Annotated in this window: 10 protein-coding genes; 4 read left to right on the top strand and 6 right to left on the bottom strand. The window is 34.3% G+C overall.

All coding sequences use genetic code 11. The features are described 5' to 3' along the window. Positions 1-156 precede the first annotated feature (156 nt). Positions 157-1,878 carry an arginine--tRNA ligase gene (gene argS / locus IJI80_RS00185; protein ID WP_292786264.1) on the top strand — a complete coding sequence of 574 codons (1,722 nt, stop codon included), beginning with the start codon at positions 157-159 and terminating at the stop codon, positions 1,876-1,878. A gap of 150 nt (positions 1,879-2,028) precedes the next feature. On the opposite strand, the gene IJI80_RS00180 is transcribed toward argS, so the two are convergent. The 5 genes from IJI80_RS00180 to purD form a co-directional block, all read right to left on the bottom strand. Continuing rightward, a complete protein-coding gene (locus IJI80_RS00180; RefSeq protein WP_292786261.1) occupies positions 2,029-2,685 on the bottom strand; it encodes a queuosine precursor transporter in 657 nt (218 codons plus the stop codon). Positions 2,686-2,737: 52 nt separating this feature from the next. Further along, the gene (locus tag IJI80_RS00175; RefSeq protein ID WP_292786258.1) at positions 2,738-3,724 is read right to left on the bottom strand and encodes a tetratricopeptide repeat protein; all 987 of its coding nucleotides are present in this window, start codon (positions 3,722-3,724) and stop codon (positions 2,738-2,740) included. A gap of 119 nt (positions 3,725-3,843) precedes the next feature. Then, positions 3,844-4,761: an ornithine carbamoyltransferase gene (gene argF, locus IJI80_RS00170; protein ID WP_292786256.1), complete on the bottom strand. Its 918-nt coding sequence runs from the start codon at positions 4,759-4,761 to the stop codon at positions 3,844-3,846. A gap of 234 nt (positions 4,762-4,995) precedes the next feature. Continuing rightward, on the bottom strand, positions 4,996-5,991 hold the full coding sequence (locus IJI80_RS00165) for a hypothetical protein (RefSeq protein WP_292786254.1): 996 nt from the start codon (positions 5,989-5,991) through the stop codon (positions 4,996-4,998). Positions 5,992-6,124: 133 nt separating this feature from the next. Continuing rightward, on the bottom strand, positions 6,125-7,441 hold the full coding sequence (purD, locus tag IJI80_RS00160) for a phosphoribosylamine--glycine ligase (RefSeq protein WP_292786252.1): 1,317 nt from the start codon (positions 7,439-7,441) through the stop codon (positions 6,125-6,127). 308 nt (positions 7,442-7,749) lie between these two features. Between purD and IJI80_RS00155 the strand changes: the two genes are divergently transcribed. Together IJI80_RS00155 and ilvN are read left to right on the top strand one after the other, a co-directional pair. Next, positions 7,750-9,474 (top strand): acetolactate synthase large subunit, encoded by a 1,725-nt coding sequence (locus tag IJI80_RS00155; RefSeq protein WP_292786250.1) that lies wholly within the window; start codon positions 7,750-7,752, stop codon positions 9,472-9,474. Next, entirely contained in the window at positions 9,475-9,966 is a 492-nt protein-coding gene (gene ilvN, locus IJI80_RS00150; RefSeq protein ID WP_292786248.1) for an acetolactate synthase small subunit, read from the top strand. Positions 9,967-10,089: 123 nt separating this feature from the next. On the opposite strand, the gene IJI80_RS00145 is transcribed toward ilvN, so the two are convergent. After that, positions 10,090-11,487 (bottom strand): MATE family efflux transporter, encoded by a 1,398-nt coding sequence (locus IJI80_RS00145; RefSeq protein ID WP_292786246.1) that lies wholly within the window; start codon positions 11,485-11,487, stop codon positions 10,090-10,092. A gap of 363 nt (positions 11,488-11,850) precedes the next feature. Between IJI80_RS00145 and ilvC the strand changes: the two genes are divergently transcribed. After that, positions 11,851-12,846, top strand: coding sequence for a ketol-acid reductoisomerase (gene ilvC, locus IJI80_RS00140; protein WP_292786243.1), 996 nt, complete (start codon positions 11,851-11,853; stop codon positions 12,844-12,846). The last annotated feature ends 263 nt before the right edge of the window (positions 12,847-13,109 follow it).

Raw genomic sequence — 13,109 nt, 5'->3', positions numbered from 1 at the left:
TTTCAAATCAATTTAATTAATCGTTATTTTTATTATTTTTATAATAATTTTTTTATAGAAAATGGCTTTAGTTTTGCCTTATGGTGAAAGCTATTTTATAAGTTTTGAAAAAATCCATTTTCAATTTATTAAAAATTTATATTTATCGGTGTTTATATGTACTTTAAAATAAAATCTGAAGCTCAAGAAGCTTTAAAAAAAGCAGTTGATCAATTCGACTGCGATTTTGATGATGAAATTAAGTTGGAGTTTCCGCCTAATCCAGAGTTAGGTGATTTAGCTAGCACAGTTTCATTCCAATTGGCTAAGCATTTAAGAAAGGCTCCAAATTTAATTGCTCCTGAAGTTGTAGAAAAGATAGAACTTCCTGAAATATTCGCTAAAGTTGAAGCGACTGGACCTTATGTAAACTTCTTCATCAATCACGATATCTTTGCAAAGCAATTGCTGGATTCTGTAGATGAGGATTACGGTACCCTTGAGAAAGTTGATGAAAAGATCATATTGGAACACACTTCAGCTAACCCTAACGGTCCTTTGCATATTGGCCATATCAGAAACTCTGTACTCGGAGATTCACTCAGAAGACTTTTAACCACTGCTGGTAGAGAAGTGGATACCCAATACTATGTAAACGATATGGGAAGGCAATTGGCTATGATTGTTTTCGGTATGGAAGAGTTAGGATTGAAACTTGAAGACCAGCCTTCCGAAAAGATTGACCACAAAGTTGGTGAGCTATACTTCAAGGTCAATCAAATGCTCAAAGAGGATGAGTCATTAGGTGAAGGTGTCGATGCAACAATCAGAAAATATGAAGGCGGACCTTCTGAACTTGACGAAAAGTTCGAATATGCAGTTAACAGCTGTCTTGACGGTGTAAAGGAAACCTTGAAAAGAATGAATGTTAAGCATGATGCATTCGTTTGGGAAGGACAATTCGTAAGAACAGGTATCGTTGACAAGATCACCAATGAATTGTATGAAATAGGCTATGCAAGAAAAGAGGATGTATTGTACTTGGATTTAACCGAGTATGGTATTGACAAGCATCTTGTCTTAAGAAGAGCAGATGGAACAAGTTTATACTCTACAAGAGACATTGCATACCACATTTACAAATGCAAGAAATGCGATAAGGTATTGGATATCTTCGGTTCTGACCATAAATTGGCTGCAAGACAAGTGGAACTTGCTCTTGAAATACTTGAGGAGATTGAACCAAACAGTGATAAGATGGAAGTTATCTTCTATGAATTCATCACCTTGCCTGAAGGATCCATGTCTACAAGAAGAGGAGTATTCATTTCTGTAGATGAATTGATGGATGAAGCTGTAAAGAGAGCTAAAGAGGAAATCGCTTCAAGAAGACCTGAACTTGATGAGGCAACCGTTGATGAAATCGCTGAGCAAATCGGTATTGGTGCAATCAGATATTACATTGCAAGATTATCCCCTGAAAAACACATTACCTTCAAATGGGATGAAGCTTTAAGCTTTGAAAGAGGTTGCGCATCAATTCAATATGCTCATGCAAGAGCTTGCAAATTACTTAGAAAAGCTGAAGAGGAAAAAGGAATCGATTTAGCTAATATTCAAGCTGAAGATAACTGGTCATTGGATGACAATGAGAAAGAGCTTGTAAAATTGATTGCTAAATTCCCAAGCTTGATTGAAGATTCAGCAAATATAAAAAGAGTGCATCCTATTGCTCAATACTGTCAGGATTTAGCAGGTGCATTCAATAGATTCTACAAGGCAGAACAGGTAATCGGTTCTGATGTGGAAAATGCAAGATTGATTTTAGTTGAAAAAGCTAGAATCACCTTAAGAAATGCATTGGACATTTTAGGAGTAAGTGCTCCTGAGATGATGTAGCCAAACTTTTCCGAGTCTTCGACTCGCAAAAGTTTGATCAAAATTATTTCCTATAGTTGGGAGTGATATGCTCTTCAACTACTTTTTTTATTATTTTTTAAAAATAGATTTATTATAAAATTAGATTTTTTTTAATGATGATGTTGGATTTTAAGCTATTTTTGCAAATGGTGCATCATCTAAGGATTTTATCCAATTGATTACAGTTCTTGTTATTGGATATACAATGATTTCATAAATTATCTTAAATGCCCCTTGGCAGATTATCATTGTAATTAAAACTTCATTAGGCATCAATCCTGCAAAGGCAATTGTAATGAAGATTATTGCATCCAATCCTTCACCAAACAATGTGCTTATTGAACATCTGGCAAATAGGTAATCTGTGTATTTTTCCTTTAGTACTTTCATAAAATAAGCGTTTACATAAGATCCTACAAGATATGATATTAAACTTGCAATCAATATCCTTGGAGTGCTTCCTAAAATAATGCTGAATGCATTTGAAATTGCAGGATCTGTTCCAGGTAAAAATATGGCAATCTGATATGCTATGACAGCTATTAAATTTATTATAAAACCTAAATAAATGGTTCTTTTTGCAAGTGTAAATCCATAGATTTCAGTTAGCACATCTCCTACAATATAAACGAGTGGGAATATGACTACACCGCATGGCAATATTATATCATATAATGAAAATGTTTTTGAAGCAAGAATGTTTGAAATTATAAGGCATCCGCAAAACAATGCAGTAATTATTGGATATAATTCCATTTGACTAGGTTTACTTTTCAAAAAACTCATTTTACCACTATTTTATTTAATAACTGCCTATTTTGCACTGTATTGCATGAAGTTATATCAATTTCTCTACTCTTTCTTTCGCTTCTACCACTTCAGAGTCAGTGTTGTCAAATTCAAGGAATTTTTCATAGTTCTTTAAAGCGCTTTCATATTTCTCTCGTTCCTCTTGGATAATTCCAATCTCATAATATGTGTAATGATAGTTTGGATTGATTCCAAGTGCAAGGGAGAATGCTTCAAGCGCTTCGTCATCTTCCTCTAAGGCATGCAATGCAACACCTTTGTTGTGGTATGCATTTTCCAATTCGAAAATTGTTTCATATGGATTGTCGCTGTATCTTTCAATGCATTCATCTAAGGTTTGAACAGCTTCCTTATGCTTTTGAAGCTTGATTAAACAGCTTCCTTTTAAAAATAGAATATTGGAATTGTTTTTATCAGATTTGAGAGCCTTATTATAGGTTTTTAAAGCGTCATCAAATCTTTGATGGTTTTCAAGGACATATCCTTTACTCATTAAGTCATAAATGTCAGTCGCTTCCACTTCCATCACGATATCATAAACCTTGGAAGCCTCTTCGTAATTTTCCATAAGTTCGTAAGTGTTTCCTTTTGAAATCAATGCAGAAAGGTTGTTTGGATCTAATTCCAATGCATTATTGAAACAGTCTAAAGCATCTTCAAACTGTTGGGTAATTGTCAAGACAGTTCCCTTTTGAATGAATTCCTGAGCAGTGCTAGGCTCAATATCCAACATTGCATTCATGTCATCAATAACCCTTTGCTCATCGATTTCCATGCTGTTTCCAGGCTTGATGATATCCTCATCCTGTAATGCACGAGATTCGTTTTCAGCCATTTCTTCATTTTCAGCCATCAATGTTTGGAATTCTATAGAATTCATTAGGATATTTGCCACTTCAGGATACTCTTCAATGATAATATCCATATATCTTGCTGCCTCTTCCCTATTGTTTTCTTGGAGTGCAATTGTAATTTTGTTTACTAAGTGTTCTAATGCAGGGTCATTAAAGTCCATGTTTCCACCCTTTCCCTAAATAAAATAATTAATTTTTTCTATGATAATTTTTCAAATGAGATTTGGAGTCGTCAAATTGTCTAAATAAGTATAAATTTTTTCATCTTCAATTAGTTTGATTATTGATCTTGCAATTCTTTCAAGAAGTAGTACAATACTCCTTTTTGTGCATGCATTCTGTTTTCCGCTTGATCATAGACTACAGAATGAGGTCCGTCAATCACTTCAGCACTAACCTCTTCTCCTCTGATTGCAGGCAAGCAGTGCATGAAAATCACGTCATCATCTGCCAAATCGATAAGGTCTTGATTAACTTGATATTCCTTAAAGTCAGCTCTTCTTTTTTCAGCTTCTTCCTCATCACCCATACTTACCCAAACATCAGTATAGATAACATCTGCATCGCTTACAGCAGCTTTCACATCACTTGTGATTGTGATTGTGGAATTGTTTTTTGCAGCATATTCTTCTGCTTTAGCTACAATTTCAGCATTTGGCTTATATTCATCTGGACAAGCTACAGCCATATCCATTCCTAAGCATCCGCAGATCAATAAAAGTGAGTTGCATACATTGTTCCCATCACCTACATAAACGAATTTTCCATCAAATCCACCCTTATGCTCCTTGACAGTCAACATGTCTGCTAAAGCTTGGCAAGGGTGTTCTAGATTGGTTAAACCGTTTATGATTGGAACATCTGCCTCATCCCTAAGCTCGATGACATCATCATGTTCAATAGCTCTGATCATGATTGCATCAACGAATCTGGACAATACCTTTGCAGTGTCCTTGATAGGTTCCCCTCTTCCCAATTGGATATCGTTGGTGGATAGGAACAATGCGGTTCCACCTAACTCATACATTCCAACTTCAAAGGAAACTCTTGTTCTTGTAGATGATTTTTGGAAAATCATTGCTAACTTTTGATCCTTTAGAGGTTTTTCCTCCATTTTACCTGCTTTGAAGTCACTTGCAATATCTAAGATTCTAGTGACTTCATCTTCAATATCACTTACTGATAATAGACTTCTCATTTAGACTCCTTCATAAAATTCATTTAAATCTTAAAAATAATTTATATGCATTATATATAAATTTCTAGTATAATAAAAATAAATATTTATTTTTAATAATATTAAAACTTATCACTTTAAAATACATGTTTTTTATAAAAAACTAAAAAGTAGTATAAAATAGTTTAAAAAATAGGGTTAAAAATTATGTTTACACTCATTAAAAAATAGATAAAAGAATTTACAACTTTAATATTAAAAGTCAGAAAGTGTTCTTTGTTTTAAATCAGTTTCACGATGAGGTTTAATGTTTTCCTCCCTTGCCAATTTAACAAGTCTTCTTTGATAGATCAATGCTTTCTTGAACTGATTCTTATCATTCAAATATGAAATAATATCTTTAAGACCTTGGATTTCCTCTTCAATGCTGTATTCTTTTGCAAATTCAGTCTTATCCTCTGCTTTCAGAACATCCTCGTCCTCATTTTCAATTGGATTGATTATTTCTCCGAGAGTAACTACACTTTTTTCTCCAAGCTCATCCATTTCATCTGAAATTAGTTCAGTTTCTTCAATTTTTTCAGTTTCTTCAATTTTTGGCAATGTGTCCTCAATCATTTCTTCAGCTGAATCGACTTTGGAATCCTCTTTTTTAGGTTCAAGGAATTTTCTTAACTTATCTCTAATTGCATCGAGATTGAAATTGGAACTTGCTATTTGCTCTTTAGGATTTTCTAGAATGAGTTCAAGATATTGATAGGATGTTTTTGAAACATTTTCCACAAAGTTCTTTAGCTCTTGAGGAACCTTGTTTTCAATGAACTCATCATCGCTTTTTATGCTTTCATAATTGTCTTTCACCATTTCATTCAAGACCAAAATGGTTTCCAGATTATCAATCAGCAATCCTCCAGCAAGATAAGATTTGACTATTCCCTCATTTGCAAGATTTTGGGTTTTTAGTTCAAGATAATTGTCAAGTGTATTGTAGATTTTTAAAAGCTCTATTTCTTGGCTTTCATCTAAAAAATTAGTTAATTTGATTTTATATTCATTTATCAATCCTATAAAATAATCGTTATTGTAATACTCAACAAGGAGATCTATTTTCAATAAAATAAGGTTTTCTTCAGCGACAGTACTGTCTAAATATTCATCACAAAGCTTTAATGCCTTTTGGTATTTTCCTTGTCTTTCTAATTTCTTCACCTTTTTTAAGGTTGTGTTTTTAGACTTTGCTGATTTAGACATAAAATCACCGAATAATTTTTTTAAATATTATAATCCAAAGTTATAATCTAAAGCTATATTAAAGTATTAGTTGTTAATTAGTTAATGAATAACTAATTAACCTTTAACCATTAATCTAAAACAGATTAAAAGCTTATTCGTTTCTGATTGCTTCCATATGATCTATACGTTTTTGGATTAAAGCTGCAGTTCCAACGTCTCTTCTATGGTAAACGTTTCCTCCAACTAAGTTGCAAGCCTCTTCAGCTATTTTTTCAGCTTCAGCAATGGTTTCTCCTTGAGCAACAATTCCTAAAGCTCTTGAGCCTGAGAGATGGATTCCATCTTCCTCTTGGCTTACAGCTGCATAGAAGACTTTTGCACCAAGCGCTTCAATAGCTTCCTCATCCACTTCAATGAGCTCTCCTGCATGAGGAGTATCTGGGTATCCGTCAGGAACGATGTATTTGCATACTGAAGCCAAGTCTTCAAATTCAACATTGGATAGCTTTCCATCAACAATAGCTTGACAGACATCTATCATTGGAGTTTTTAAAAGTGGAAGCACGTTCATTGCTTCAGGGTCACCGAATCTTGCATTGTATTCAATGAGTTTTGGGCCTTCATTGGATAACATGAATTGACCGTAAAGAATTCCTTTGTATGGAGTGGTTTCCTTAGCTATTGCCTTTAAGGTCTCTTTCATGATGTCAACAGCTTCATCATAATCCTCTTGAGTGAGGAATGGCAATAATCCTCCAACATCAGAGTAGGAACCCATACCACCAGTGATCAATCCTTGGTCGTTTTCAAAAGCATGAGGATGGTCTTGAGCTGCAGGCATTGGAGCTAAGTTTTCCCCATCACAGAATGCTTGGATGGTGAATTCCTCTCCTACAACTTTCTCTTCAATTATCACTTGTGCAAATCCTCCCATTGCATTGTCCATAACTTCCTTAGCATAAGCTTTTGCATCTTGGTTATCTTTAAGATGGTCACCTACGATCTTTACACCTTTACCTCCAGTCAATCCTACAGGTTTGACTACAACATCCTTTTCGTATTTATCCAAGAAATCGCTGATGTCTTCATAGTTATCAAATACCTTGTAGGTCAATGATCCTTTGATTTGGTATTTTTCAAATAGGTTTCTCATAAAGGATTTATCAGTTTCAATTCTTGCAGATTCTTGTGCTGGTCCAACACAAGGGACTCCAACTGCTTCAAGAGCATTTACAATTCCTTTTCCAAGAGGAGCTTCAGGGCCGATTACAGCCAATTCGATTTCATTTTCCTTAGCGAATTTAGCCACTTCATCAACTTCCCCTTCATCTCCCTTCTTAAAAGTGGATATTTTACTGATTCCAGGATTGTTCTTGCTCATGTAAGCATATAATTCTACATCATCTTTTATCAATGCATCACAGATTGCATGTTCTCTTGCACCGGTTCCAACAACTAATACTTTCATTTTTAATCTCCATTCTAGAGTTTTAAGATTAATTCTTTATCAAATAAAATCTTTATAGATAAAATCTTTATCAAATAAAAAATTTTTAAAAATCTATTTTAAAAATCTTTGTTATTATGATTTATGTTTTTATTAGTATATAATTTTTAAAAAACTTATGTTAATATTTATATCTATCTTAGGATATATATTATTATATTACAAATTATTGAAAAAAATTTTAGAAAATTTTTTGTTTTTTCAAAACGGGATTTTCAAAAATTAAAATCATGATTATTGAATTTATTAAATGAAAAGGATGGTTGAAAATGAGAGGCGGAGACGCTATAATACAAGCTTTAAAGGATAACGGTGTAGATACCATATTCGGTTACCCTGGAGGTACCGTTATTCCATTTTATGACATGCTATATGACTCAGACTTAAAGCATATACTTGTTAGACATGAACAATGTGCGGCACATGCTGCTGAAGGTTATGCAAGAGCTTCTGGTAAAGTTGGTGTCTGTTTAGCTACTTCTGGCCCTGGTGCAACCAATTTAGTCACCGGTATTGCAAATGCATATATGGATTCATCTCCACTCATTGCGATTACCGGACAGGTAGTTAGTAATTTGATTGGTAATGATGCATTCCAGGAAGTAGACATTATGGGTATTACCATGCCTATTACAAAACACTCTTACCAGCCAAAAGATGCAAACGATATTCCAAGCATCATAAACACCAGTTTTGAAATTGCTTCAACTGGTAGATGCGGACCGGTATTGATTGATGTTCCTAAAGAAGTGCAAGAGCAAGAATTGGATGATTATGTATTGGGAACAATCCCTACTCCAGGTTATAAGCCAACTGTAAAAGGAAACAGCAAACAGATTGCAAAAGCTGCAAGAATGCTTCTTGAAGCTGAACAGCCATTTATCTTAGCTGGTGGAGGAACCATATTGTCTGGAGCTCATGATGAAGTCAAGAAACTTTCAGAATTGATCAATGCCCCTGTAGCAACTACATTGATGGGTAAAGGAATCGTTGATGAAAAGGATGATTCCTCTATAGGCATGCTTGGTATGCATGGGAAACAGGTAGCTAATCAAAATGTAAACAAAACCGACTGTTTGCTTGCAATAGGTTGCAGATTCTCTGACAGGACTACAGGTAAATTGGAAGAGTTCATACCTAATGCTAAAGTCATTCACATTGATATCGATCCTGCTGAAATCGGCAAGAATGTTGCTGTAGACTTGCCTATTGTAGGTGATGCTAAGATAGTACTAAATCAATTGATTAAAGAGTTAGAAGGCAATCCAAGCGATAAGACTGCTTGGTTAAAATCTATTGTAGAATTCAAGAAATCTACTATACCAAGAGTAAGCTATGATGATATACCATTGAAACCTCAACAGGTAATCAAGGAAATTGCAAACTCAATCACTGAAGATACCATTGTAACCACTGATGTAGGTCTTCACCAAATGTGGGCAGCACATTTCCTAGACATTTCAAAACCTCGCAAGTTCATATCTTCAGGAGGTCTTGGAACTATGGGATTCGGTTTCCCGGCAGCTATTGGTGCAAAGGTTGCATGTCCTGATGATGCAGTGCTTGCAATTGTAGGTGATGGAGGATTCCTTATGGTTTCCCAAGAATTGGCTACAATCAAGGAGTATGACATTCCTGTAGTTATCGCTATGTTAAACAACAGAAAATTAGGAATGGTTTACCAATGGCAAAACAAGATGTACAATCAAAGATACTCCCAAACCGATATGGGAAGCACTCCTGATTTTGTTAAATTAGCTGAAAGTTATGGCATCAATGCAGTAAGAGTTGAAGAAGTAGGCAAGACTCAAGAAGTATTATCCAAAGCATTGAAAGATAATGAAGCTATTTTAGTAGACATTACTGTTGAGAAGAATGAGTTCATTCCAATGTTCCCACCAGGTGGAGGCATAAATGACCTTCTTGGTGAGTATAAATATGAAAGTGATGTGGAACTTTCTAAAGATTCTCAAAATGCAGAAGGGGGAAAATAAATGAGCGAAAAATCTCATGTTATCAGTACTTTAGTTGAACACAAGCCAGGTGTACTTCAGAATGTTGCAGGATTATTGAATAGACGTGGATTCAATATTGACAGCATCACTGTAGGAACATCTGAAGTTGAAGGTTTAGCTAGAATGGTTTTCGTTGTAAAAGGTGATGAAAAGGTCTTGGAACAGGTCATCAAGCAATTGCACAAGCTTGTTGATGTTGTAAAGATTAAGGATCTTGACCCTGAATATGTATTGAAAAGAGAGCTTTGCTTAGTTAAAGTCAAGACAACAAGGGAAAAATCAAGGTCTGAGATTATAGAGTATGCAGATATTTTCAAGGCAAAGATCATTGATGTATGTGATGATTTCATTACAATGGAAGTTACAGGAAATCCTGAAAAGATTGATTCATTCCTAAGATTGATGAAACCATTCGGAATTAAGAAAATAGCTCGTACTGGACCTACTGCTATAGCAAGAGGTCATCATTAGTTAAGGGGATTTCTCTTAACTACTTTTTTTATTTTTTAAAATAAAACCAATTTTTAATTATTTTATTTATCTATTTTTAATAATTTTTTAAAAAAACTTTTTTATTTAGTTTTATTTATCTTTTTATGACTCAACCCCATCGTATCTGTCTTTGGATATCTTTTCGAACTTTTTAATGAAGAATTTAGCCCATACATATCCAACTGTTCCTCCGAGGAAACAACCGAGCACTACTCCTGCATATATTCCAACAACTCCCCATCCAAAGATAAAGCAGAATAAGTATGCTAGAACAGATTCTAGGATGAGTGATCTAAGAAGGGTAATGATAAGGGAGTATGTCCCCTTTCCAACTCCTTGGAACATCATTGAAGACATAATACCATGAGGTATTGCAAGCACGAAAAAGCTTAGTATGCTGATTGCAGTTGCGATTTGTGATGAAAGTCCTGCACTTGCATTTGTATAACTGAATGCTGTAGCGATTTGGCTTGAGAAAATGACCATGATTGCTCCAAGCAAGATTGATACTGCAAATCCTAATTTGATGGAGTAACTATGCCCAATCTTAAGGTTTTTATAATTGTGTGCACCGTATGCCACACCTGCCACTGTAAGAACAGCTGTTCCAATACCTATCAATGGTATCATACATAATTGAACAATCCTCATGGAAGCGGTATATACAGCTACTGCATCAGTTCCTGCTGTAATAACAAGCATTGAGTTGATTATGATTGCAAGTGCTGAAAAGATTACGTTTTCAAGGGTTGAAGGGATAGCCACTTGAAGTGTGTCAATTAGAATTCCGCTATTGTATTTAAAGTTTTTAGGGTTCAAATCAAGGAAAAGGTCTTTTTTACCCCAAATCCAATAGCTCATAACAAGAATAGACATTGTACATGAGATGATTGTTGCCCATGCAGCTCCTACGATTCCTAAATCCAATACATAAATGAAAATAGGGTCTAAGATAATGTTGAGTATAGCTGTAACTGCAATAGCTATTGTAGCTCTTCTCATATCTCCTTCAGATCTGAATATTGCAGACAATACTCCTGAGAAAACAAAGATGAATAGGAATCCAAAGATAATGTAACCGTAATCGAGTGCATATCCTATTGTATCTCCTGCACCCATAAGTTGAAGAATTGGAACCATCAATACAGTCATTATAACTGTAAATATGAGAGATACAACTATTGAAAGTACGATTGCATGCAAACCTGCATTGTTTGCCTGTCCAAAATTATTTGCACCGATATATCTTGCTATAAGTGAGTTTGCACCTGAACCGATACCGTTTCCAAGCCCTACAAGAACCATGAAGAGTGGTGTGATGAATCCAATTGCAGCCAATGCATCTGAACCGATACCAGCTACCCATATGCTGTCAGCAAGGTTATACATCATGATCAAAAGCATAGAAACCATCATTGGTACACTAAGCTTTCTTATAGCCCTTTTCGGATCTCCTGTAATCACTTCAATATTTTCATTCTTTTCTTTATTTTCGCTCATTAATCCTTTTCCCCTTAATCATAACATTTTCTAAAAATAATTCTCATATCTAAAAATAATTCTTATAGTATTTCATTATATGTCTTAATCAATATATAATTGTTGCATAAAAATGTATGAAAAATTGTTTTTTCACTAGCCTTTTTAACTAGCTATTAATTATGCTATTAATCATATTGATAAGTTTTATAAACTATTAAATTAAATATATAAACATTATATTTAATACTCAAATTAGTAAACGTTTCAATAAACTAATTTCTCTATTGAATATATTGGTTTATTGTTTAAAAAAAATAAAGCGATAAATCATTAACCATTAAATTTACAAAATTATTAAAAAAACTTAAAGGAGTTATAAAGATGAAAATGTATTATGATGACGATGTTGACGCAGAAGTCGTTGCAGACAAAACCATTGCTGTAATCGGATACGGAAGTCAAGGACGTGGTCAATCTAGAAACATGGCTGACAGTGGATTAAATGTAATTGTTGGTCTTAGAGAAGGAGGTTCATCCTGGCAAAAAGCTGTTGATGATGGAATGAATGTAAAAACTATTGAAGAAGCTGCTGAAGCTGCAGACATTATCCACATCTTATTACCTGATGAAACCCAAGAAAAAGTTTACAAAGAACAAATCGCTCCTTATGTTGAAGCTGGAAACACTATTTCATTCTCTCACGGTTACAACATTCACTTTGGTTTAATCCAACCTGGAGAAGATGTAAACATCGTAATGTTTGCACCTAAAGGACCTGGATCTCGTGTCAGAACCACTTACTTAGACGGTTTCGGTATTCCTGGTTTAGTAGCTATTGAACAAGACGCTACTGGAGACGCATTGCAAATTGCATTAGGTATGGCAAAAGCTGTTGGTCTTACCAGAGCAGGTGTAATTGAAACCACCTTCCAAGAAGAAACTGAAACTGACTTATTCGGTGAACAAGCTGTATTATGTGGTGGATTAAGCGCACTTATCAAAGCAGGATTTGAAACTTTAGTTGAAGCAGGTTACCAACCTGAAATCGCTTACTTTGAAACCTGTCACGAAGTAAAGCTCATTGTAGATGACATCTACGAAAACGGTATGGCTGGAATGTGGCATGATGTAAGTAACACTGCTGAATACGGTGGATTAACCAGAGGTGGCAGAATAATTACAGATGCAACTAAAGCTGAAATGAAAGCAATCTTAACCGAAATCCAAGACGGAACATTCAAAAAACAATTTGCAGATGAAAACGCAACTGATGCAGCAAACTTAAAAGAAATGAGAGCTGCTGAAGAAAAAGAAGACATCGAAATTGTCGGTAAAAGATTAAGAATTGCTTGTGGATTACAAAAAGAAGATGAATAACCAAGCTTTTTAGCCTTCGGCTAAAAACCTTGACCAAAATATTTATTTACTAGTTACTATACTAGTTTCTTCTTTCTTTTTTTCTTTTTAACTATTTTTAACAATTTTTAATTATTTTTACAATATTATTAACTATTTTTATCTAATCTTTCATTTTGAACTTTTTAAAAACTTCTTGCTTTTTTAAATATTATATAAAAGTTTTTAAACTATGTTACATATATCTAAATTAATGATTAGTCTAGATTTTTTTTAATTTAATT

The sequence above is a fragment of the Methanobrevibacter sp. genome, from assembly GCF_017432245.1.
In the GTDB taxonomy this organism is placed as follows: Archaea; Methanobacteriota; Methanobacteria; order Methanobacteriales; family Methanobacteriaceae; genus Methanobrevibacter.
Note: the sequence above shows the minus strand (reverse complement) of the source record. Positions and strands in the feature narration are given on the sequence as shown.

Excerpts from the sequence above, each read along its gene's own strand:
- IJI80_RS00180 (WP_292786261.1), bottom strand. The coding sequence starts at position 2,685 with ATGAGTTTTTTGAAAAGTAAACCTAGTCAAATGGAATTATATCCAATA.
- argS (WP_292786264.1), top strand. The coding sequence starts at position 157 with ATGTACTTTAAAATAAAATCTGAAGCTCAAGAAGCTTTAAAAAAAGCA.
- IJI80_RS00145 (WP_292786246.1), bottom strand. The coding sequence starts at position 11,487 with ATGAGCGAAAATAAAGAAAAGAATGAAAATATTGAAGTGATTACAGGA.
- IJI80_RS00175 (WP_292786258.1), bottom strand. The coding sequence starts at position 3,724 with ATGGACTTTAATGACCCTGCATTAGAACACTTAGTAAACAAAATTACA.
- argF (WP_292786256.1), bottom strand. The coding sequence starts at position 4,761 with ATGAGAAGTCTATTATCAGTAAGTGATATTGAAGATGAAGTCACTAGA.
- purD (WP_292786252.1), bottom strand. The coding sequence starts at position 7,441 with ATGAAAGTATTAGTTGTTGGAACCGGTGCAAGAGAACATGCAATCTGT.
- ilvC (WP_292786243.1), top strand. The coding sequence starts at position 11,851 with ATGAAAATGTATTATGATGACGATGTTGACGCAGAAGTCGTTGCAGAC.
- IJI80_RS00155 (WP_292786250.1), top strand. The coding sequence starts at position 7,750 with ATGAGAGGCGGAGACGCTATAATACAAGCTTTAAAGGATAACGGTGTA.
- IJI80_RS00165 (WP_292786254.1), bottom strand. The coding sequence starts at position 5,991 with ATGTCTAAATCAGCAAAGTCTAAAAACACAACCTTAAAAAAGGTGAAG.
- ilvN (WP_292786248.1), top strand. The coding sequence starts at position 9,475 with ATGAGCGAAAAATCTCATGTTATCAGTACTTTAGTTGAACACAAGCCA.